This is a genomic window from Paracoccus sp. ME4, from assembly GCF_046736325.1.
Lineage (GTDB): Bacteria > Pseudomonadota > Alphaproteobacteria > Rhodobacterales > Rhodobacteraceae > Paracoccus.
Map to the genome: position 1 here is coordinate 345,061 of NZ_CP151277.1, position 21,346 is coordinate 366,406.

Sequence of the window (21,346 nt, forward strand, 5' to 3'; positions counted from 1 at the left end):
GAACGGCTATGCTGATCGATCTTACGAATGTCTGGAAGCAGCAGGGTGATGAGCTCTATGCGGCTTGCGCGCGCGCGATACTGCGCTTCTCCGAATATGCGGCTGCTGAACCACAGGCCCCGGATGTTTCGAAGATTCTCAACTCCGTCGGGGCCGCGCTCTCGACCGTAGCCGGTGGCGGCGAGGCTGATAATGTCGAGGTTTCGGTGGATGCACCCGGACTTCAGAAGCCATTGTCAGACCTGGTCTGTGAATTGGCCAGCCTGACGGATTTCGGCATTCATCAGATCGCAAGATTGTTGAGCTGCGTCTCGTCGGACGGGGCATTGAAAGGTCGTGACACCGCCTCATTGGCTTCGACCATCAAGAACCTCGATCTGCGCGGCTATGAGGAGCAGGCGGACGGCTCCTACGCAGACGCGGTGTCAGGGATGCGCGCGATACGTTCGGGCATTGCAGCGCTCGACTTCTCAGGCCTTGGTGAGGCCATGGAGGCGGTTCATGGCATCGATCCCATGTCCGCGACCGACGAGATCGTATCCGCAGCGTCCGAACGGCTCTTCAGCGAGATGAGAGCGGCCGTGGGCTTATCGGTGGACGCCATAAGAGCCACTGGTGCCCGCATCCGGCTCGTGTCCGATCATGACCGGCATCACTATGATGTCGACGTGACGGGATGCATCCCCCAGCACTGGACCGTGACCATGTATCTGCTCGGTGATCACTGCGCGGACACCCATCGGCGCCTCGAAAAGCTCGATATCCTGCATGCGCTGTGCGGCTCAGATGAGAGCATCGAGAAATTCGCCCATGACTGCGCCTCGGTTGGACAGGTTCTACCTGCCAGCAAGGACGGGACATATGCTGCATATCTGAAGAAAGCCCGCGACGGGTTTGCCGATTTCGTCGCCTGGTATGATGCCCAACCACAGGCGGAGATCAGGTGCTCGGTCATCAAGGAGATCTCCATGCAGCTGTGTGACCACGGAGGCCTCACCAGGGGGGGCTTCCTCGGGATGAGCGCCGAGAAGTGGATCCAGGCGAGGCGCGGCGCGGTCAAGATGAAGAGGAAGGGCCTGATGGTCATGGTGCGGGACGGGGCGGAAGCAGCCGCTTCCGCCTGAGCCAGGAAATGGTTGTGCGACATCGACCCGGCACCGTTCTTCGTGGAGAAGGGGGTCCCGGCGGAGGTGGCCTGGGACCATTTCGAATCTCCGCTGAACCGCGAGGTCGATGCGCGGCTGGAACGGCTCATGATCGTGGGCGGGCTTCCTCGCGGCATCTTCAACATGGATTGGTCTTCCGCCTTTCGGTGATTTGTGCGAAAAAAAACGATCAGCACACCAAATAGCTGGACGAAGAGGGATCTCAGATGACCGCTGGCAATCGCAGGGCCGATGATTTCGATGGCGCGATCCGCGAGATCCTCGCGCAGAACTGTCCCGGAACCAGACTTCGGGGCTGCCACTCGCACATGGAGGTCTACGCGCACCGGATCCACCACGGCGTCGTGGTGCCGCTTCTTTAGGAACTGCACCAGGAGGGCCGGATCGGGCCCGTCGAAGATCACGGACATGATCTCGAGTTTACCCAAGCCTGGAACCGGCTCATCGTGGGCCAGGGGAGGGACTGGGATTGCCGCAGCGTGACGCAGCTGATGCTGCAGACTTCGACGCCTGGCGTGACCAAGTTCGTCGCGACAAGCCCCTTCCAAGCTGCCGCATTGGTGGGGGAGCCGGAGGCGAACGACGTCTTCAGTCCGGGCGCGCCTGCGCCCGGACGTAATCCTTGACCGTCTCCAGGCTGGCCCCGCCGCAACTGGTGACGAAGTAGCTGGGCGACCAGAGCGCCGGGCCGATCCGGCGCAGCGTCGGGAAGTCCCGCCGAAGGGTGCGGGAGATGTTCGTCTTGACCGCATTGGCCAGATCCGACACCGGCACGGAGGGCGGCAGCCGCAGCAGCAGGTGGATGTGGTCCGCCTCCGCCCCGAACTCGACCAGCGCGCCGCCGCGCGCCGCGCAGCGGGCCCGCGCCAGGGCCTCGGCCACCTCCAGCATCGGCCCGGTCAGAACCGGCCGGCGGCGCGTCGTCACCAGAACCATGTGGTAGCTGAGGCTGAACACGCAGTTTGCGGTATGGGAATATTCTTGCAATCTCATGCCAGAACCAATACCATTTTCGCATAATGCCCACAACCCGCACCATCAGCTTCCGCCTCTACCCCTCCAGGGCGCAGATCGCGCTCCTGGAGGCGAAGCATCGCATGCTGCGCGATCTGTGGAACGCCGCGCTCGAGGAGCGCATCGGCGCCTGGGCGCGGGGCGTGCGCATCGGCCGGTCCGATCAGGAGAAGAGCCTGCCGGCGATCCGCGCGGATGTGGGCGGATGGCGCGGCCTCGTCCACACCCATGAGGCGCAGCTGGTGCTCAAGCGGCTGGACCTGGCCTTCCAGGCCTTCTTCCGCCGCCTGGCCGCCGGCCAGCGCCCGGGCTTCCCGCGCTTCAGGAGCGCGGACCGCTTCCGCGGCTGGGGCTACAAGGAGCACGGCAACGGGTTCAGGGTCGAGATGCGCGAGGGCTGGCGCCATGGCCGGGTGCGGCTCTTCGGGGTGGGCGAGATGCGCATGCGCGGCCTGGCCCGCACGCCGGGCCGGATCCTCAAGGCGGATGTCGTCCGGGACGTGCGCGGCTGGCAGCTGAGCGTCGTGGTCGAGACGGATTGCGCGGTGCGCGCGCCGGCCACCGGCCCGGCGATCGGTCTCGACTGGGGCGTGGCGGAGTTCGCGACCATCGCGCAGGAGACGGAGGCCGGACCCCGCTTCGAGGCGGTGGCGAACCCGCGCCACCTGGATGCGGAGACGGAGGCGCTGCGCGAGCGGCAGCGCGGCCTCTCGGCGCTGGCCCGGTCGCGCAAGGTCAGCCGGGGCGCGCTGAGGAAGCGGCGCCGGGCTCTGGCCCGCCGGCACGCCAAGGTGGCCGCGCGGCGCAAGGACTTCCTGCATCAGCTGACCGCCCGCATCGCGGGCCGGCACCGGCTGATCGCGACCGAGACGCTCACCGTGCGGAACATGACCGCCTCGGCGCGCGGCACGCTCGAGGCGCCGGGCCGCAACGTGGCCCAGAAGGCCGGGCTGAACAGATCGATCCTGGACGCGGCCCCGGCCGCGTTCCTGAACATGCTCCGATACAAAGCGGCAGAGGCTGGTTCGGAGTTTCTCGAGGCGGACACGAGACGGCTGAAGCCGTCGCAGCGCTGTCCGGACTGCGGTGCGGTCCGGAAGAAGGCGCTGTCGGTCCGCCGTCATGACTGCGACGCCTGCGGGTGCAGCCATGGCCGCGACGAGGCGGCCGCGCTCACCCTGCTGCGTTGGGGGCTGGCCGAGGTGGCGGCGCGCATTGATGCGCCCGACCTCGGCCCGCCTGGCAACGGTCACCCGGCCGGGACGGTCGGGGTCTCAGCCGCGCAAGCGGCCTGAGACCGAAACCCCCTCCAAGCCACGGCATTGGTGGGGGAGGTTCATGATCGGTATGCTGATGAACCTTGAGGACCACATCGACAGCATCGATGCCGCGATCCTGGACCATCTTCCGGAGCTGCTTGCAGGAGCGAAGTTCGACAGGCCTTCAACCACCCACATGATGACGTCCTGGGTGACCGGAAGGCATGTCTGGGCCCGTTTCGACGGCCTTCAGCCGGAGCTGTGCGAGAAGGACGGGACCGCGCTCGAGCCGGCGGAGCTGATCAACGGATCCATGACCATCGAGCTCGAACAGCATCAGCCGGTCGAGATGGTCGGAATCATCGGGTTTCACGCCTCTCACATCGATCACGATACCTCGGGCAAGGCCTGGGACGCATTCATGAGCGCCTCGCGGCCCTTTTGCCGCCCCGACGACTGGGACAGCATGGCCGGTCTGATGATGCGGCAGATCCTTTGCCAGGAGAAGCACGGGATCAGCTGGCTTGGGCTGAAGCAGGACGAGGCAGTCTCGGTCGATGCCGGGCCGGACGGATTCACCGTCTACCGCGGGGCGGTGGAGGGGCTGAAATCCATCGTCGACGAGGGCCAGTTCATGATCGGCAGCCGCGCGAGCTGGATGAAGGTCCTGGAGGCTGGAGGCTTCTCGAAAGCCGGTGCCGGGGCTTGGCTCGACCAGATCTGCGCGACCAACCAGGCGTTTCGGGCAACGGTCCCGGCCGGCTCATCGGCCCAGGCCTGCATCGATCCCGAGACGCAACTCGGCTTCGATCTCGGCGAGCACGAGACCTCGCATTCGGCCTGTGCCGCAGAGGCCCTGCCAATCTTCGCAGCCGGCACCTTCGAGATGCCGGAGATGCTCACCCATCGCCAACGCAAGCTCGCGGCCCTCGCGGCCTGTCCGGACCACACCCCCGAACCCTGAGAATCCGCACATGTCGACATCGCCCAAGTCCACGACCTATATGCGCCGCGACGGCAGCAGCACGGTGGTCCCGGACTTCACCGGCGACGAGATGCGCGGCCTGATCGATCAGGCCGGGTTGTCCGAGCTGAACAATCAGGCCCCGGACTTCGCCAGGCTCGACCCGCTTACCCTGATCGCCGGCATGCATAGGCTAGAGGGCTGATGGGGATCCGGAACCGCCCGGCGCCCAAGGACCCAATGCCAGAGCCAAGTGTGTTTCTGGGGGATTCCGACGAGGATATCGACTTCGGACCATAGTATATCGTTTGTTATTTTCGCATTATTGCTGGATTGTTGCCTGAACAGATCACGAGGCTATGACATGGTCGATTTCCGCAAGATGATCTCGCCGCGCAGCCAGGCGCAGATGAAGGAAGTCCGCGACGAGCTGACCGTGCCCCGGACCAATCCGGAGATGGCGCAGTGGCTGGTCGGGCTGGCACGAGAGCTGCGCGGAACCGGCCACTTCAGCGCGGAGCCGATCTACAGCTATGACGAATGGGCCCTGTTCCGGGTCATTCCGGAGCTCGCCGCCCGGCTTGACCCGTCCCTCGTCAGGCTCCCCGAGGAGATGCCCCAAGAGGCCGAGAAGCGGGACATGCTCACCCATGCGGCGACGGCGAGCGACGCCCGCCTCGGCGAGATGGTCCAGAGCCTCATCTCGCACGCCTCGTTCGGACGTGGACGCAGTGAAATCGGCGACACCCGCGTCGATCGCATCGTCGACATGTTCCATATCCATCGCGGCCAGAAGTGCCCGCTGTCGCAGGGGGCAAACCGGCTTGCCGGTCGGCCCGATCCGGAATTCGACGGGGATGATCGCGAGCCGCTACCGGGCTCGTATCTTCTCGCGACCAGCCAGCGCCATGATCGGGTCCTCTGCTATTCCGAAGATCCGGCAGAACTGGATCGCGGCCTCGCCGCACTCAGGACGCGTCTCGCCGGCGGTGAGATCGAGGACGACGAGGACGCGGCCTGGGTCCGCAACATGCTGCGCTACCGGGTTGAAAGCGAACTGAAGGACTGGGACGCGCTGTCGATCCAGGATTTTTCGGGCGCCGAGCGTGTCCGGCACGAGCTCAAGGCCGAGGCCGAGGCCGAGCCGGTTCCGGGCGTCTGATTCAACAAAGGATTTCACCATGCAGCCTCGCAAACATCGCATCAGCCTCCAGGAAGCGCCCGGCCGGCACATGATGGAACGCCATCCCCGCTACGCGGTGCTGGTGAATGGCCAGCCGCGGGGCGAGCTCTACTACAACATGACCGGCTATGTCGGGACGCTGCCGATGGTCCAGGGCGGGGTCATGAACATCGGCGAGAGGCCGATCTCCGCCTTCCGCAAGGAGGTGTCCATCCTGAACCGGGAGGCCCAGGCCGCGCTGGATGCCGCCGAGAAGGATCCGCGCAAGATCGTCATGACCAGACCGACTTCGGACAACCGCTTCGTCATGGCCTTCAGCCGTCATCCGGACGAGGATCCCGGAATCCACCTCCTGTCCCGCATGCAGTTCGCGGCCGCGCGCAGGCTCTTTGCGATCGAGAATGTCAGTGAGGGCAGTTTCGTGAACGCAAGGAGCCCGATCGGGCTGGGTTTCTTCTCGGATACCGATTTTTCTGGGAATCCGCAGGAAGACCCCGTGATCCTGCTGGAGCCGGGCGACGAATGGCTTGGGCCTGCGCTGGGCAGCCTGAAGTTTCGCGTCATGGATGGGCAGGAGGCGATGACGCATTGCGAGCGGATCGAGCGCGTCATCGAGACGGCCGACGGGGAAACCGTCCTGGTGATCGGCGCGCAGGTATCCGCAGATGCCGAGCCGAACCCCCGGTTCGTGACACGTTCCAGCCTCCGTTTCGCACAGCACGTCTTCGGCGACGAGGCCCGCGTCGGGGATCTCGTGACCGCGCCGGCCGCCGCAATCGCGGATCCTGATGTCCGGTCTGCGCTCGAGGCAGAATTCTCCGATCTCGTGCTGGACGGGGAGGCGGACGAGCCGCGTCCCCATGACGATCACAGCCCCAATTTCTGATGAAAGGAAATTTCATGTCCGACATGAAATACCAGCCCGTCCTGAGCAAGCCCGAACTGGATGCCGCCATGGACGCGGTCCGCAGACTGCTCCAGCAGAACGGCGTGATCAACTCCGGCATGGAGACATTTCTGGGTGGGGCGCTCGAGAAGCTCGAACAGGCCGTGCCGATGCCGACCGGTCAGCTGGAGGTCGTGCGGACCGCAGCCAACCTGCAGACCTGGGAGGAGCGCTGCGTCGCCGAGGCGATCCGGGAATTCGGCCTGCGCGACGAGGCGGACATCCGCGATCATGTTGCTGCGGCCCAGACTGATAACGACTACCTGGTCGGGCAGGACGAGGCGCTCGAAAGCCTGATCTATCAGGCGCGCGCCTCGCGCGGGACGGACCGCAGCCTCGAACAGATCATCGCGGACGGCCTGGCCGACGCGCCCTCCGAGGGGATGGAGCCGTGAAGCCGGGAGGCGAGGCGCACGTGGCCGCCTTGCCGAGGGCGACAAGCCGAAGACCACACATATGGACTAGGCGCCCCTCGTGCGGATCAAGCCGGACGATGGCACCATCCTGCATTGGGCCGAGGAGGCCCTCCATCTCAAGACCGACAATGGAAGGACGATGGACATGACGCGCAGCCGTGAAGAAAACGCGACGAACCTGCAGGCGGAGCAGGAAACCGCCACCCGGATCCGGTCCCTCTTGGATGAGGCCGGCGATATTGTCACCCATCAGCTGCTGAACGCCATCCGCCCCGCTGGGGATGATGCGGAGGCCCGCATGGAGGCGCTGCTGACGAACAAATACGTGAATGCCAGCCTTCACGCGGTCGGCGGGGTCGTCGGCCCGAACGGGCTGGCCATGCATGACGGCCGCCGCTTCGCGCTGGCCGACTTTGCGGACGGGCTCAACGCGCTTGCGCGCGAGCGGGCAGATACACGTCTCCGGGCGGTCCGCGAGACCTTCGACACGCCGGTTCTCGAAACCGATCAGGGCAACTGGCATCAGGTGGATTCCGTGGATAAAGCGGAACTGGCATCGATGCTGGGCGAGACCGCGATCGCGCATTACTGGAAGCGGCAGCAGGAGGATCTGCAGAAATCGGGCGAGGTCAGCGGCCACGAATGGCATGTGCTGATCGACGATCACGGCCTGGCTGCGGTGTCGCTGGTCGCCCTGCGGCACGACCTCGAGAACACTATGGAACCGAGCATGCTCGACTGCCATGTCACCGGGTATCGCAATCTCCAGGTCAGCGACGAGCTGAAAGGCGCTGTTCGCGAGCTGAACGAGGCGCGGAACCTGAGCATCTTCGGGCGGAAGCCGGCCGAGCCGGATGACGGGCCCGGCTTCTGAAGGGACAAGGGACAAGGGACGATGGGGAATCTGGCGACAGGCGTGATGTCCCTCAATGGATATCTCCTGCATTCATCCGCGGGCCTTCATATGAACCTCCCCCTCCAACGCCGTAGCTTGGAGGGGGAGGTTCATGATCCGGGTCCGTCCCCATGATCCAGTCGCCTCAGAAAGGACCAGCCATGCCCGAGCGTGAAACTTCCGACCGGCACTATGCGGTGCTCTGCAGATCCCCTCGCAACACCGGGAAGATGCTCGCACGCATTACTCCTCCATACGCCGGAAAGGGCAACTTCTGGACCGCGACCGATGTCTCCCTGGTCTGGAAGATGGATCGGGCCACGGCGGATGACATCGTCTCGAGGCTGGGCCACAACCAGCCGCGCGTCGTTCGCTACGAGAAGGCCATCAAGATCATCGAGCGGCAGGCGCCTGAAGACAAAGTCGGGCCGGTTTGCAGGATGCGGGCTGGGCTGATCGATCTGGATGATCCGTTCCTCGATCTCGACGCGGAGGAGGATCCGGCCCGGGCCACCGCCGTGGTCATCGCCCATATGGCGGCCTATACGACCGATCTTCCGCTCACAGCGGAGATGCGCGCCTATCGCAACCCTCATGCGCCAGGCGTCGACTATCCCGCGCTTGTGCTGACCGATTTTTCCGCCGAGAGACCGGGCGAGGGTGCCGGCACGACATGGCTGAAGGAGGTCTTCCGGCTTTGCGATGCGCTCGACCTCACCCTCTACACGGATGCGGATGGGCCGGGATCCCGGGACTTCTACCTGTCCCGCGGCTTCGCGCTGACGACGGGGCGTCGGGATCATCAACTCGTGCGCTGGTCCGCGCCGAGCCTCGAGGCGATGCGAAGCCTCACGGAAGATGAGCCGCAGCCCTGAACGGCCCTAAGGGCCGTCCGGCGCGTCACCCGCTTCCATGGCGGCCTCGATCTTCAGGACATGCCGATGGCTCGCCTCGGCCAGCGCGCGTAGATCCGCGCCATAGAGGCTGTAGTCCCCGGCATGGGCCCGGTGTGCCGCGGTCATGACGGGATTGCCGTTCGCAGCGATCGCAACATCCAGGCAGCCGGTGAAGGCCTCCAGCCCGACCCCGATCTCCCAGGCCAGTGCCCGCTCGGCGCGGGTGATGCCCGGATCGCCGGTGGTGATCAGCCGGTGGTTCTCGAGCATGACCGCATCCCAATCCATGCCATGGCCATCCTCATGCCAGGTCGAGAGTCCGAAATCGGTCGGGGTATCCGTGACCAGCTCGCCATCCACGAAGATGAAGCGCCGCTCAGCCTGCGCGCCGGCAGCCTGACCGTCGAGGATGACCGCCTTTCCGGTGCGGAAGTTCGACCCGAGCACATGCTGGACCTCCCTCTCGCACCCCTCGGCGCTGCGCATCCTGCCCAGCACCCGGTAGCGATGCTCCGGGTCGGTCGGGTCGACCACCTGCAGGCCCTTGCCGGCATGGTGGAGATCCTGCGCGTAGCGGATGGCATCCTGGGCGGGCAGGATGTGGTATTCCCGTCCGGAGAGCCGCCGCACCACGTCTTCGCCCCAGATCGAAGGATCCATGTCGCCCAGGATGCCGGGCCCGTCATGGCGCATGCCCATATGTGAGCGGGCCCCGAAGACGATGTGGTCCTCGAGGTCCCGGACCTCAAGGAACGGGATGCCCACCATCTCTTCCATGTGGCGCGACAGGAAGAACTGCAACCGGGCGTTCTCGTAGCGATGGGCGGGATCCCCACTGCCGACCTCGATGTAGATTTTGTCCGCCATGATTGTCTTTCGTCCTACAGTATTTCGCATAGTCAGCTTAGCATCACTTGAATGAAAGAGTGAGGGCCAGAATGACCGACAAGTCCCGTTACTACCTGCTCGCAAACGATCTGTCCGGGGACGACGCAGAAGAGGTCCGGCGTGAGTTGATGACCGAATTCCTGCGCGCTGGCATGACGGTCGACGCTTATCTGGGCATTGGGCGCATGGTGCTGGTAATCCCGGAGACCTACGCGTCGGATGCCGTGGAGCAGTGTCTGAAAGACATGGAATACAAGATTGCTGCTCAATGGCTGTCCGGACCGCGATCGGGGAAGCTGCTGACCGTAAACCTGACATACCGCCAGGATCTCGACCTGGTTTCCGCCAGTGTTGATGAAGCCCTCCTGGTATCCGCGCTCGCAGGCTTGGAAGGTCAGGACCAGGCCATGGAGATGGCCATTACGGCACTTGCCCAGGACAACGAATTCACGCCCGGCTACAGCCCGATGGACGGGAGCATCTTCGTCGAGGACGTAATGGTGGCTGTGGAGCACTGGAACCGGAACGATGCCGTGAAGTGGAGCCCCTTCGGCTGGGATCCGGATGAGCCCATGCTCGAAATCACCTTCACGCCCGAGGCCGATATGGAAAGCCAGTCCAGCATCATCCCGGTCCATGTCGAGGGTATGCCCCTTGAATGGAAGATGCCGCTTCGACTCCTGCCGGAAGGGGTCGATCCGGATGATCGTGACGCGCTCGACCAGCTGGCCTCGCTGCCCTGCGCTCCGGAGAAGGTGCGGCTCTGGGCGTCGATGATGCCTTTCACGGTGGTCATCGAGAACCCCGAAATCATCACCGAGCCGAACGACGGCCCGGGCTTCTGACAGAAAGCACACCATGCAGAAACTCCGAGAGCCGGCCTTCGACCCGGACATCATCCGCCGCCACCTGAATGCCGACATCATCGAAGCCGGCATGCGCGAGGCGCTGGAAAGGCAGGAACGCGGCGAGCGGCGGAACGCCTGGTCTGCTCCTACCAGCATCGCGGAAATGGGCACCGACGCGGGGATGAAGGATGCCGTTCCCTTCAGTGAGGATGATCCCACCTTCAGAACCGCTCTTCTTGGAATCCTCACCGATCTCCGCGCGGAGGGCATCCTGAAGGCCATTCCGAATGCGGATGGTCGTGGCATCAACGAAGCCAAGGCATGGAACCACTTCGTGGAAACGGGCGCGGTGCTGGAGCATCGGCTGCATTCGCTTGCAGCCTGTCCGATCCCGCGAGCGCTGAGCTGGGGCATCCTCAGCGGCATGATGGATGTGGTGAGTGACCTTCGCGAGGCGGCCGGGCTTGATCGCCACGCGGGCTCGTATGAAAAGGAACGGGTCGGGCCCAAGGCGCTGATGCCGATGGGCGAGGAGCATATCCGACCGATCGCCGAGGCCGCTGCCGCCGGAGGTCTCCTGACCGGGTCCGGACAAAAGCCCTTCTTCAGCACGAGCGACATCACCTGCCACAAGACGGATGACCGGCTGCATTGGCAGGATGGCCGTCTCCTGGCGCCGGTCCTGGGCAAGATGATCTGGGGCGATCGCAAGCTGGGCACGCAGACCCGCTTCGAGCCTCTCGAACCCTGGATCGAGCCTCGCGCGATCCGCCATGTCGAGATCGCCGCGCCGTCCGGCCGCATCCTCATGGCGGACTGGTTCCGCATTCCGGGTTTCAACGAAGGAATCCAGGACGAAAACGAGTTCAGCCGCAAGAGCATCAACAGCGACCAGGGGATCGACCTCCGCACGAAGGACCATTACGAGCGCCTCGGCCTGATGCGGATCCACACCACCAACTGCGTGCCCCAGGTCATCCGCGAGGAAGGCCTGCTCCGCATCGGCCATCTCGACGAGGATCACGAGGATCTCTGGATCGAGAAGGAAGACGGCAACTTCGAGGCGAACACCTCCGCGATGCCGGAGGTGGCCGGCCGGGTCTGCTGCGATCTTTGGGACGTCACCTTCGCGGACCGGGAGATCCTGATCGACATCATCGTGGCGGGCGGAAAGGTCATCGAGGCCAATGGCGGCATCGGCGACCGTGATCGCCCGGTGCCGGACTACGTGACCGACCGTGACGCGGCCGGCGCCCTGCTCGATGCCTATGTCACCGAGAATGATGTCGCGGTTCTCGACTTCGAGCCGGGGCAGACGCTCCACGTCTACATGGCGACCGGTCATCGACTGGAGAAGTTCCCCGAGAAGTTCAAAAGCCCGGACGTGCAGATGCACGACTGGTTCGAGGACATGTTCATCATCGCCGATCGCGAGCTCTCGGTGGATCCGGCGCTTTTGGACGAGGAGCGCTGGACGCGGCCCGATGCGATCTTCGATCGCGAGGCGGAGCAGTCGATCGAGGGGCCGGGGCTGTGACGGAGATGGGCAGGATCGAGGACCGCGCGCGCGCCGTCCTCGCGGCGAAGGATCCCGAGCAGAGCCCGGTCACGGCCCTTCTCGGTGACGACGCCTTCTGTGCGCTCCTCATGTCCCATCGCATGGGGCAGGGGCTGCGGATTCCGGCGCAGTCGGACATCGTGCCGCATTCGGCTCGCCTGGCCTATCTGCAGGCGCTTGTCGACGGCGAGGGCATCGCCCCGGCCCGGGCCGCCTGCAACGGGCACCGGGCCCAGTTGGAGTTGCTGAAGAAGATCCGCGCGACAGAGAACCCATCCGAGGACGTCCTGTCCCTCGTTCCGCACCTGGAGCGCTTCCTGGCGGACCCGGAGACGAGCTCATACTGGACCGGGCTCCCGCTGCTCTATGGCGAGAACCGGATCGCACAGCATGTCATCCCGCTCCACCAGCCGGATACCCCCGCAGAGGCGGCGATCGGGATCGTCATGGGCGTGCTCGCGCGCCGACCGGACCGATCGATGACCATCAGCGATCGTGACGCCAGGACCGAGGCGCTGGGCTTCATCCGGATCGGGACGGATCCGGCGCATTTCGCCTTCCCGGAGACCGCTTCGGTGAAATCCGGCACGAACGCGGCGATCTACCATTACGAGATCGACCATCCAGGCGGTGACTTCGCCTTCTTCAACAGCCTTCATCTGGACGGGACGCATTTCAGCGCCCTGGCCGACAAGGTCCTGCGCAACGACCCGCTCTACATCAACGAGGGTGCACAGATGATGGCCCGCTGCAGCTACTACCTGCAGACGCTGGGGCTCTTCCATGTGCTGGCCGGCGACACCAGGGTGACGGTGGCGGGTGAGGACGGCATCCTGAGCGCTGCGGTCGATCATGACTGGCGCCACAAGGCCGATAGGATGCTCTCGGCCTTGGCAGAGAAGCGTATCAGCCCCGCAGAGCATGCGGCCATGTCCGACTACCTGACGAAGGCAGAGGTCGAGGACGATTACGACTGGGATGTCATCGAGGACATGCAGTCGCGCTACCCGGACATTCTCGGCCACGTCATCCGCATGGATCGGTCCTACATCATCGGCGGCTCCCGCGCGCAGATGGAGGAGCGCATCCTGGCGGCCTGCGGCGGCGACGCGGCGCTGGCCGCCGCCGACATCGATGCGGCACTGCATGATGCGACCATCATCGACCTGCCCGCCGGGCGGCACCACCTCTATGTGCCAAACCGCTATTCCACGACCCGCTACGAGTCCGGCCTGGCAGCGCTCGATCGGGCCTGCGGAAATGCCCACCAGGACCTGTGGTTCGTGCTATTGGAGCAGGAACTCGATCTCGGCTGCGACCCGCACATGGTGATGACCATGCGGCGCCTCCCTGTCGAGGCGCCCGAACCCGATGCGCCCGCGCCGTGACCTCCGCCACCTTGAAGGATCCCCGAAAATGACTTTGAGAAAACCCGAAGATGCCTTCTGGCGTGACGTTCCCGAAGCGGTCCGGGAAGATGTCCTTCAGCGCATCGTCGAGCTGGCCTGGTCCGGTGAGAGGTCGAGCGGGGATGGCGTGGAGATCTGCTCGCTCGATGAGATCAACGCCCTGAACATCGATTTCAATGGAACCATCCTCATCGACGGTCGCGAGCACGAGTTCCACATCCGCGACGGCAACAATGCCGGCACCGAGATCCTGGGCTGGAATGAGGACGGGCGCTTCGAGCTGGACCGGAACGAACGTCCGGTCAGGGCGCTGGTGCCGGACACGCCCGCCGAGGTTTCGGAGGCCATCGGATCCCGGCGCGCCGGCGTCCTGCTCAGGCGTTGGGATGCGGATCTCGATCCGGCCACGGAACGCGGCCGTGCTCTTCATGACCTGCCGTCACGCCAAGCCTACGACGCCTTCTTCGACCCGGGGCCGAAGCCGCATTTCGATCGCATCGCGAGACGCTTCGGCTACCGCATTTCGGATCGGGAGGAGGAGCTTGTGATCCGACGCAGGCTGCACGAGGCGGAGCTGCGTTTCGCGCCCGTGGCGCCCTGGCCGCGCACCGATCCTGCGGAGGCCGCGGAGACCTACCGGCGCTGGGCGGAGCTCGAGACTGATGAGGGGCAGGCCTCTATCCTGCGCAGGCGGGTCGCCGCGCGCCTGGCCGAGACCCGGGGCGGCCATGTGGCAGCTGAGGAAAATCGTGAGCTCGCGGCGATGGGGTTCCGGTTCGTAAGCCCTTCGGAAGAACCCATCATCTGGTCTCTCGGCCTTGCGCCTCACCTTGAACCCGAGGTGGAGGAAGGCTTCGATCCGGCCGACCTGCCGGAGGATCCGGTGCGAGGGCTTTTCGCGGACTTCTTCCGACATACCGGTGAGAACCCGAGCATGGACAGGAGGGTCGATCCGATCCGTGAGGCGTCACGGATCATGTCGGTCGCGCTGATCGAGATGGGCCGGGACCGGACGCTCGAGTTCCCCGAACGCCATGCCGTCTCCCTGGAACGGGTCGGCTACCGCCTCACCAACCGGATCACGGCGGATCCGGTCACCGACCTGGCCGGCCCGGAACTGTGAAAGAGAACGTCATGCACGATCCGCTTCTGGAATCCATCATGTCCGGCCCGCTCAGGGACAGGATGCTAATCTCCTTCGACACCGAGTTCGTCGACACCGGCACCTCCGTCGAGCTGATCTCGATCGGGCTGGTGCGCGCAGACGGCAGGGAGCTCTATCTCGAGAACGCCGACTTCCCGGACCGCGGCGGGCATCTGGTCGACGACTGGATGGAGGCCCATGTGATGGAGAAGACCTTCCTGCGGACGGCGCCGGATGACGAGCGCATCCTGCCGCATGGTGAGATCGGCGCCCGCGTCCGAGACTTCATGCTCGAGGGCGGCAAGGCGCCATCGCTCTGGGCGCACTATGCCTCATACGACTTCCTGGCCTTCTCGCATCTCTTCGGACGTATGCTGGACATTCCGGACGGTCTGCCGCGGCATTGCATGGACTTCCGCGTCCTGCAGGACCTGACCGGCATCAAGCCGCCCTCCCAGGACAAGGCAAACGCCCATCACGCCCTCGTCGACGCGCGGTGGGGCAAGAGGGCCTTCGCCGCCTTCGGCATGGAATTCGAGCGGTTCGATCCGGCACGGGACCTGGAGCTGCCGGAACCCTCGCGCCAGCTCTGCTGCGAGATGTGACCCGCCGGGGCCAGACCCCGACCGTTCATTTCCGGGTTTACGGCGCGGGGCTGCCTTCGCCGGCAACCGGACGGGCGGAGGCCATCTCCGCCACACGCGCCTCCTGACGGCGGATGGCCGCACCGGCCGGCATGCCGCGGCAGATCCAGCGCAGCGCGGCATTCCCGTGCGCCTCCGGCATCGCGTCGATCGCCTCCCATGCGTCCGGGTCGTCGACATGCTGACGTGCCGCCTCCAGGAGCGCTTCGCGACCCCTGGTCGACCAGCCGTCCAGGACGGCCGGTCCGAGGCGTGCCTCGGACATGTTGTTGGACAGGACCGTGGACATGGTGTCGGGAGCGCGGTCGTGGCCGATGAGCACCTCGCCGGCCTCATCGAGGAGACGTGGCTGGGGTCGGCCGGCCCTGATGGATTCCTCGAGTTCCATGAGGACCGGGTCGTGGTTGGTGACGCTCCGATAGGGCGGGCGGGCACCGATCTCACGAAAGAGCCGGCCCTGCGTGAGGGTTCGGGACGGGTCCTCGCCGAAACGCAGGCTTAACAGGCGCCCGCCAGCGCTGAAGGATGGAAAGGTCCGGATGCCCGCATCGGCCAGGTTGTCGACCAGTTCGAGGATGCCGGCGCTTCTTTGCATGGCCTCCGCTCCGTGGCGCAGCAAGTCGCTCTTCTTCATGGGCATGGCATATCCTCCTCGGTGCCGGCATGCATCCGGAGAAAACTCTTTGGCGGCTCGTTGCCGCGCTCATCGTTGATGTCGAACTCGCACAGCCGGTCCGTGAAGACCCCGCCGCGCGGGCAGGAGAGGCTGAGCGGATTGTCATCCTCATACCACCATACGCCCATAAGGTCCGCGTTCCCGGGCTTGAGGACACGCTCTGCCCAGATCATCAGCAGCGCATCACCGGCATGGGTCACATCGGCCCAGCGACCGACCGCCTCCATCCCGGCATCGGTGAGCACCACCCCGGCAATTCGGTCCAGCTGCTCCCCGCTCTCGGAGGGGATCTCGACACTATCCCATTCCTCCGGGTCGTCGAGCTCCTTGAGGGCGCGCTTCTCAGTGTCGAACTCGAAGTAGCCCCAGTCGTCAGCCTCGCCGTCGAAGTGCCAGACCCGGTAGATGGTGGCCTCACGGGCGAAGCCTTCCGCGATCGCCCAGGCGCGGATCTCCGCCTCCTGTGCATCGGACAGGGCCAGCGCATCGAGCCAGAGCGCCCCCTCGCGCTCGAGCTCCCAGGTGACACCGGCGCAGCGGGCGATGTCCGACCAGGTGTCCGGATGCTGCGAGACGGAGAGCAGGTTGCCCTCCAGGGAGCGCCTGTCCGAGCGGTCCGAGAGCTCCAGAGTGCCGACATGCCAGACGGTGTCGATGGCGGTATACGGGATCATGATCCGGCCTCCTGTTGGATGTGAGGCGTATCTGAGAATGTGCGAAAAATCAATATCGCATTGCCCGGCGACGGCATATGTGCGAAATATTTAATGGATATATGGAGACTCGAGATGAAACCCGACGACATCCTGGCCATGCTCTGCGACCGCCATCACCCGGAGGATCTGCTGGAGCTCTGCGCGAAGGTCTTTCCCCAGTCGCCCGGGGAGGAGGGCTATTCGGACCAGGCCGAGTGGATCTGCTCGGCTGCCGAGGGGTCCGTAGCATGCGCATACCTGCTCTTCGGCTCATTGGGCCAAGGCTGGCTCGTCGGTCATCTCGGGCAGAACCGCGCCACCGGCATGTGGGATTGCAACCTGCTGCATCCTCACCTGCGCGACGGGGACGGGATGGTGGTGAGCTACGCGATCGGCGGCGCCGCGCAGGATCAGCCTGACATGGCGGCCGCTTTGCTTTTCGCCACTCTGGCCGCGATGATCCGCCAAGGCGAAGACGGGATCGCAGCGGTCTGATCAGGCTTCGGATTTTCCATAGCCGACGCTACTTTGGCATGTGCGAATAACAGGGAGTCATGATCATGAGTATGCCTTTTGCGGATCTGGATGGAAAGATGAAGCAATTCGAGACGGCCGCGACCGACCTGCTGACCCGGGTGCCGGACCTGGATCAGTCCGACCTGGACATGCTGGTCTATGATGCCTTTTCCGAGCAGGCCAGCTCCGCGGTGAACTCCGAAAATGCGGATCATAACGAGTCTCACGACCTTGCCGATCGTCAGGCATCGCATGTGAACAATCACGGTCAGACCGCCCAGGTCTCAGTGCTGCTGGGCATGGGCTGGACCGAGGACGGTCTCCTGGACGAGCTGAAACCCGATAACGACACTCCCGCGCCCTGAGAGGAATGCTGCCATGAAGCTGCGTATCGACTTCGACAACGAGTCCGAAGGCGAGGTGGTCACGCTCGACGCCCTCGACCTTACCATCGATGTGGGCGAGACCCGCCTCGAGCCGGTGGAAATCACTGATGGGCATGTCGCACTCTACGACGCACCGGATGATCTGGACATGTCCGATCTGGACGCGGCGCTGGAAGATTTCCAGTGGTCGTTCAACGGCTACAGCATCGTCGACGATTGCCCTGCTCCGGAAGGACCCTGATCTTGGCCACCTTCTACCACGTTACCAATCGCGAGAACGTAAAGGCAATTCTCCGCGACGGGATCGCGGGCGGCTGGGGCGACGATGGGTTCGGGGTCTACGTCTATACCGATCTCGGCGATGCTGAGAGCTATGCCGCCAGAAACGGCTGGGACGGAGAGCTGGAGGATCCGGTGATCCTGGAGATCGAGGCGCCGGAACGTGATCTCGATTTCATCGAGATCAATCCGGAATGGCCGAACCCGGAGGATTACGAGAACGTGCGGCGCTTCCCAATGGATCCGGACGAGAAGGCCGGGCTCGAGAACTGGCATCCCGGCGACATCCGGCTTCTCGAGGACCAGGAACCGGGACCCGCGGTATGAAAAGATCAAAGGGCGGTCAATGCGACCGCCCTTTCCATTATTCGCACGTTCTGCCGATCAGAAGCTGATCGACAGACCCACGGAACCGACCGTGCCCTTGACGCCGTCGTCCAGCCCCTCGTCGTAATGGCGGACCTTGAAGTCCAGGCTGCCGACCCGGTCGATGTCATAGCGCGCGCCGACCATGGCGATGGCCGATACCTCGTCGTCGATCGACAGTGCCTCGACCTCGCCCAGCAGCGACAGCTTCGGCATGACGCCCAGCTCGCCGCCGATGCGGGTGGAGAAGGCGTTGTCGCCGATCAGCGCATCCGACCAGACCACCACGTTGGGCTGCGGCCGCGCGTAGAGCCCGACCCCGCCCAGCGCCAGCGCTTCGACGCGGGGACCGTTGTCGAGATGCAGGTAGCGGACCTTGGGACCGACGATGTCGCCGTAGGCCAGCTTCCCGACGGACAGATCCGCGGTCTTGGCGGTGGTGTCGCCGGCATTGCCGACGGCGAAACGGGCTTCATAACGCAATGCGTTCCTCACGCCGTCGATCTCGGTGCGGACACCGTTGTAGTCCTGGCGGCCGTTCTGCAGATCCACGAAGCCGGTTTCCAGCCCCGCGGTCACGTTCGTCTCGTCCGCCGGAGCGGCGAACGCCAGAGCGGGCGCGGCAAGGGCCAAGGCAAGCAGCGGGGCAATCAGTTTCTTCATGGTCTTCCTCTTTTGCGTTTTCGCATTTCGCATCATAACGATCCGCACGCGGAGCGCGACCCTTGAATATGCGAAATCAGAGGTATCGGTGGCAATTTTGCAACGACCGTTCGCGCCTTTGCCACTTGCGGCCCGAGCGCGAACGGATTGCATCAGGATGCGAGGCGGAGCTCAGGACGGATCAGGGAGGGGGTCCGCCAGATCTCCCGGACCTCAAGCGTGATCGCATTGCCGACCACCAGTTCGGCCGGAATGTTCCACAGCGTCAGCTGGATGTAGCACATGAGGATCGCGGTGCGGCTCACGTCGATGCCGTGAACGGCCATCCGCATGGCAGGATTGCGGCCGGCCTCGATGTGCCGCGCGGCCTCGGCCAGGAAGGTGCCGCCCGAGCCGCATGCAGGGTCCGAGATGGCTCTCGGCCCATCGTTGGAATCCTCCGGAGCCACCAGTTCGGCCATGAGCCTGGTCAGCGGGTTCGGGGTGAAGAACTGCCCCAGCTCCTTGCTGCCCAGCCCCAGGTCCATGTAGATCGGCCCCAGGACGTCCTGGGGTCCCTCCTCGAGGGCCTCGATGAGCAGATCCAGCCCCATGCCGATCGTCCTGCGGTCGGACTCCTTGAAGCGGGAGAGGGCGGCCTGGCGCTCGCGCGCGAGGGCGGGGTCCGTATCGACCGGAAGCCGCAGCGACGCGGCCCAGATGAACATCAGGTCCCGGAACACCTCGTCCCGCCCCCGGTAGGGCGCGATGCGTTCGAGGAGTTTCTGCAGGTCTCGGGCAGGGCGTGAAAGGGTCATCCGCGTCATCCTTCGGTTCGGGAATGGACAATCACGCGGTCGGCAGGCATGCCTGTGGATGCCGGAGGCGTGGGCGCCTCCGGGCGGTTTCAGTTCACCGAGGCGGGCTCGACGCCGAGGATCAGGTTGGCCTCCTCGACCTTCATGACGGCCAGCTCCTCGGATCGCTCCATCAGCTCGTTCACGATCTGACCATCCGGATGTCCGACGATGAGATCCTTGCGATTCTTGAGATCCTTCGTGGCCTGCGCCATCGCCATCATGGTGATGGCGGTGCCGATCTCGGCCACCGCCGCGATGGCCGGGTGATCCTCTTCCGGCACGTCCGTGAAGAAGGCGCGCGACGCATTGGTGCGCGCCTCGATCTCATCATAGCGCCGCAGGTAACCTGCGAGGCCCTCGTCCACCATGCGCTTGCCGATCTCGACCATCTCGGACGGGCAGGCAGCGGTCATCGCCGCCGCCTGCGCACGACGGACATAGGCATGCTCCGCGGAGAGATCCGCGAACCGCTGCTGACCCATATGGGTGAGCATGTCGCTGAAGGCCGGCGTCATCGGGCTGTCCTTCAGACCGAGCCTCTCCAGCCCCTCGCTGAAATGGATGTAGACCAGCTCCGCGGATTCACGGGTGCAGGCCGAGTGCCAGGCCAGGAAGGCCTCCGAGCGTGCCAGAAACTCCTCCGCATCCCCGGCTTCGGCGACATGCCCCAGTTTGGCCAGCAGGCGCTCCACCCCGCTCCTGCGCGCGGAGCGGCGAAGCTCGGATGCGGTATCGAAAAGCTCGAGCACCGTGACCGCGTTGCTGTTCTCCGTCATATGCCCGTCTTCGCCTTCTTGTTTACCGCCAGGAAAGGCGGATGATCCATCATGACCTCAGGCTACATGCTAACTCCATTATTCGCAATCTCAACAAGGCCTTTCGGACCATAAAATGCGAAAGGCCGCCCGATGCAGGGCGGCCCATGGCTCTCCGATGTCGACCGGTTACTCGCCGGGAGTGACTTTCGGCTTGCGTGCCGCCCTCGGCTTTCCGGATGCCGGTGCCGTGGCAGGCTTGGCGCGTGGCTTGCGGGCCGCCGATTTCGACACGGAAGGAGCCTGAGCCTCGAGCGGGGTCGTGTCCGCCACCGGAGCCACTTCGGAACGGGGCTTGCGCCGTGCGGGCTTGGGCGCGGCGACGGGATCGGATCCGTCCTGCGGAACGACCTCGGCGGCCTTCCTGGAGCGGGACTTGCGCGCCGGCTTCAGAGACTGCTCCTCGGGGATCGAAGCTGCGACCGATTTGCGGCTACGGGCCTTGCGAGGCTCGACGACCGGGGGTGTCGCCGCCACTGCAACGGGCATCTCGAACTCCGCCCCCTTCAGCGACCCCAAGGCATCCCGCACCTCCGGGAACTGGTCCGCGGGACGCGCGGAGATGGCCGGCACGACCGTCTCACGGGCGCTGAGTTCGGGCACAGGCTCCGCTGCCGGCATATCGTTCGCCCCCGGCTCGAAGCTGGAAGCTTGCGCATCATCGGAGCCGACATCTGCAACCGCAGACGCGGCGAGAACGACTTCGGGCGCCGGCTGGGGGGCCACGGTGGGCCACGGGGACGCGGACCGGTCCTCGGTATTGCCAAGGGCTGCCGGCGCGGGCCGGTTCCCGGTGAAGATGTTTCCGATCCTGCGCAGCAGGCGGGTGATCAGCAGTCTGATGGAATTGGACATGGATCTGGCCTTCGGGATTCTGGCAC

At 64.9% G+C, this 21,346-nt stretch carries 28 protein-coding genes; 20 read left to right on the plus strand and 8 right to left on the minus strand.

All coding sequences use genetic code 11. The annotated features are described in order from the left end of the window. Positions 1-8 precede the first annotated feature (8 nt). From AACG61_RS17215 to AACG61_RS17225, 3 genes are read left to right on the plus strand one after another with little or no spacing between them, the layout of a single operon-like run. Complete coding sequence (locus AACG61_RS17215; RefSeq protein WP_411839622.1) at positions 9-1,124, plus strand: hypothetical protein; 1,116 nt, start codon at positions 9-11, stop codon at positions 1,122-1,124. 12 nt (positions 1,125-1,136) lie between these two features. Next, complete coding sequence (locus tag AACG61_RS17220; protein WP_411839623.1) at positions 1,137-1,316, plus strand: hypothetical protein; 180 nt, start codon at positions 1,137-1,139, stop codon at positions 1,314-1,316. A 56-nt stretch (positions 1,317-1,372) separates the two neighbouring features. Then, positions 1,373-1,528, plus strand: a complete 156-nt coding sequence (locus AACG61_RS17225; RefSeq protein WP_411839624.1) for a hypothetical protein — start codon at positions 1,373-1,375, stop codon at positions 1,526-1,528. 226 nt (positions 1,529-1,754) lie between these two features. On the opposite strand, the gene tnpA is transcribed toward AACG61_RS17225, so the two are convergent. Next, complete coding sequence (tnpA, locus tag AACG61_RS17230) at positions 1,755-2,159, minus strand: IS200/IS605 family transposase (protein ID WP_411839625.1); 405 nt, start codon at positions 2,157-2,159, stop codon at positions 1,755-1,757. 26 nt (positions 2,160-2,185) lie between these two features. Between tnpA and AACG61_RS17235 the strand changes: the two genes are divergently transcribed. The 8 genes from AACG61_RS17235 to AACG61_RS17270 all read left to right on the plus strand — a co-directional run bounded on the left by AACG61_RS17235 (position 2,186) and on the right by AACG61_RS17270 (position 8,718). After that, positions 2,186-3,475 carry an RNA-guided endonuclease InsQ/TnpB family protein gene (locus tag AACG61_RS17235; RefSeq protein ID WP_411839626.1) on the plus strand — a complete coding sequence of 430 codons (1,290 nt, stop codon included), beginning with the start codon at positions 2,186-2,188 and terminating at the stop codon, positions 3,473-3,475. Positions 3,476-3,518: 43 nt separating this feature from the next. Beyond that, a complete protein-coding gene (locus tag AACG61_RS17240; protein WP_411839627.1) occupies positions 3,519-4,403 on the plus strand; it encodes a hypothetical protein in 885 nt (294 codons plus the stop codon). A gap of 10 nt (positions 4,404-4,413) precedes the next feature. Then, positions 4,414-4,608 carry a hypothetical protein gene (locus AACG61_RS17245; protein WP_411839628.1) on the plus strand — a complete coding sequence of 65 codons (195 nt, stop codon included), beginning with the start codon at positions 4,414-4,416 and terminating at the stop codon, positions 4,606-4,608. A 159-nt stretch (positions 4,609-4,767) separates the two neighbouring features. Beyond that, on the plus strand, positions 4,768-5,565 hold the full coding sequence (locus AACG61_RS17250; RefSeq protein ID WP_411839629.1) for a hypothetical protein: 798 nt from the start codon (positions 4,768-4,770) through the stop codon (positions 5,563-5,565). Beyond that, entirely contained in the window at positions 5,510-6,472 is a 963-nt protein-coding gene (locus AACG61_RS17255) for a hypothetical protein (RefSeq protein WP_411839630.1), read from the plus strand. The genes AACG61_RS17250 and AACG61_RS17255 overlap by 56 nt, the downstream gene beginning before the upstream one ends. Positions 6,473-6,486: 14 nt before the next feature. Further along, complete coding sequence (locus AACG61_RS17260) at positions 6,487-6,927, plus strand: hypothetical protein (protein ID WP_411839631.1); 441 nt, start codon at positions 6,487-6,489, stop codon at positions 6,925-6,927. A gap of 79 nt (positions 6,928-7,006) precedes the next feature. Further along, complete coding sequence (locus AACG61_RS17265) at positions 7,007-7,822, plus strand: hypothetical protein (protein WP_411839632.1); 816 nt, start codon at positions 7,007-7,009, stop codon at positions 7,820-7,822. A 182-nt stretch (positions 7,823-8,004) separates the two neighbouring features. Continuing rightward, entirely contained in the window at positions 8,005-8,718 is a 714-nt protein-coding gene (locus tag AACG61_RS17270; RefSeq protein ID WP_411839633.1) for a hypothetical protein, read from the plus strand. Between the two features lie 6 nt (positions 8,719-8,724). Here AACG61_RS17270 and AACG61_RS17275 read toward each other — a convergent pair whose 3' ends face one another. Further along, positions 8,725-9,606: a hypothetical protein gene (locus tag AACG61_RS17275; protein ID WP_411839634.1), complete on the minus strand. Its 882-nt coding sequence runs from the start codon at positions 9,604-9,606 to the stop codon at positions 8,725-8,727. A gap of 71 nt (positions 9,607-9,677) precedes the next feature. Here AACG61_RS17275 and AACG61_RS17280 point away from each other — a divergent pair, with 71 nt between their 5' ends. The 5 genes from AACG61_RS17280 to AACG61_RS17300 all read left to right on the plus strand — a co-directional run bounded on the left by AACG61_RS17280 (position 9,678) and on the right by AACG61_RS17300 (position 15,191). Continuing rightward, positions 9,678-10,472, plus strand: coding sequence for a hypothetical protein (locus tag AACG61_RS17280; protein ID WP_411839635.1), 795 nt, complete (start codon positions 9,678-9,680; stop codon positions 10,470-10,472). 91 nt (positions 10,473-10,563) lie between these two features. Beyond that, positions 10,564-12,012 (plus strand): hypothetical protein, encoded by a 1,449-nt coding sequence (locus tag AACG61_RS17285; RefSeq protein ID WP_411839636.1) that lies wholly within the window; start codon positions 10,564-10,566, stop codon positions 12,010-12,012. Further along, positions 12,009-13,421 (plus strand): hypothetical protein, encoded by a 1,413-nt coding sequence (locus AACG61_RS17290; protein WP_411839637.1) that lies wholly within the window; start codon positions 12,009-12,011, stop codon positions 13,419-13,421. Before AACG61_RS17285 ends, AACG61_RS17290 begins: the two co-directional genes overlap by 4 nt. Positions 13,422-13,449: 28 nt before the next feature. Beyond that, positions 13,450-14,565 (plus strand): hypothetical protein, encoded by a 1,116-nt coding sequence (locus AACG61_RS17295; protein ID WP_411839638.1) that lies wholly within the window; start codon positions 13,450-13,452, stop codon positions 14,563-14,565. Positions 14,566-14,576: 11 nt separating this feature from the next. Next, positions 14,577-15,191: a 3'-5' exoribonuclease domain-containing protein gene (locus tag AACG61_RS17300; protein ID WP_411839639.1), complete on the plus strand. Its 615-nt coding sequence runs from the start codon at positions 14,577-14,579 to the stop codon at positions 15,189-15,191. 37 nt (positions 15,192-15,228) lie between these two features. On the opposite strand, the gene AACG61_RS17305 is transcribed toward AACG61_RS17300, so the two are convergent. Next, a complete protein-coding gene (locus tag AACG61_RS17305; RefSeq protein ID WP_411839640.1) occupies positions 15,229-15,870 on the minus strand; it encodes a hypothetical protein in 642 nt (213 codons plus the stop codon). Then, a complete protein-coding gene (locus tag AACG61_RS17310) occupies positions 15,861-16,580 on the minus strand; it encodes a hypothetical protein (RefSeq protein WP_411839641.1) in 720 nt (239 codons plus the stop codon). The genes AACG61_RS17305 and AACG61_RS17310 overlap by 10 nt, the downstream gene beginning before the upstream one ends. 114 nt (positions 16,581-16,694) lie before the next feature. Between AACG61_RS17310 and AACG61_RS17315 the strand changes: the two genes are divergently transcribed. The 4 genes from AACG61_RS17315 (at position 16,695) to AACG61_RS17330 (ending at position 18,109) form a co-directional block, all read left to right on the plus strand. Continuing rightward, positions 16,695-17,096: a hypothetical protein gene (locus tag AACG61_RS17315; protein ID WP_411839642.1), complete on the plus strand. Its 402-nt coding sequence runs from the start codon at positions 16,695-16,697 to the stop codon at positions 17,094-17,096. Between the two features lie 65 nt (positions 17,097-17,161). Then, positions 17,162-17,482 (plus strand): hypothetical protein, encoded by a 321-nt coding sequence (locus AACG61_RS17320; RefSeq protein ID WP_411839643.1) that lies wholly within the window; start codon positions 17,162-17,164, stop codon positions 17,480-17,482. A gap of 13 nt (positions 17,483-17,495) precedes the next feature. After that, entirely contained in the window at positions 17,496-17,744 is a 249-nt protein-coding gene (locus tag AACG61_RS17325; protein WP_411839644.1) for a hypothetical protein, read from the plus strand. Between the two features lie 2 nt (positions 17,745-17,746). Then, a complete protein-coding gene (locus AACG61_RS17330) occupies positions 17,747-18,109 on the plus strand; it encodes a hypothetical protein (RefSeq protein ID WP_411839645.1) in 363 nt (120 codons plus the stop codon). Between the two features lie 57 nt (positions 18,110-18,166). Here AACG61_RS17330 and AACG61_RS17335 read toward each other — a convergent pair whose 3' ends face one another. The 4 genes from AACG61_RS17335 to AACG61_RS17350 form a co-directional block, all read right to left on the minus strand. Then, positions 18,167-18,811: a hypothetical protein gene (locus AACG61_RS17335; protein WP_411839646.1), complete on the minus strand. Its 645-nt coding sequence runs from the start codon at positions 18,809-18,811 to the stop codon at positions 18,167-18,169. Between the two features lie 152 nt (positions 18,812-18,963). Continuing rightward, positions 18,964-19,608: an N-6 DNA methylase gene (locus tag AACG61_RS17340; protein WP_411839647.1), complete on the minus strand. Its 645-nt coding sequence runs from the start codon at positions 19,606-19,608 to the stop codon at positions 18,964-18,966. An 89-nt stretch (positions 19,609-19,697) separates the two neighbouring features. After that, positions 19,698-20,426 (minus strand): hypothetical protein, encoded by a 729-nt coding sequence (locus AACG61_RS17345; RefSeq protein WP_411839648.1) that lies wholly within the window; start codon positions 20,424-20,426, stop codon positions 19,698-19,700. 168 nt (positions 20,427-20,594) lie between these two features. Beyond that, the gene (locus tag AACG61_RS17350) at positions 20,595-21,320 is read right to left on the minus strand and encodes a hypothetical protein (RefSeq protein WP_411839649.1); all 726 of its coding nucleotides are present in this window, start codon (positions 21,318-21,320) and stop codon (positions 20,595-20,597) included. Between the last annotated feature and the right edge of the window lie 26 nt (positions 21,321-21,346).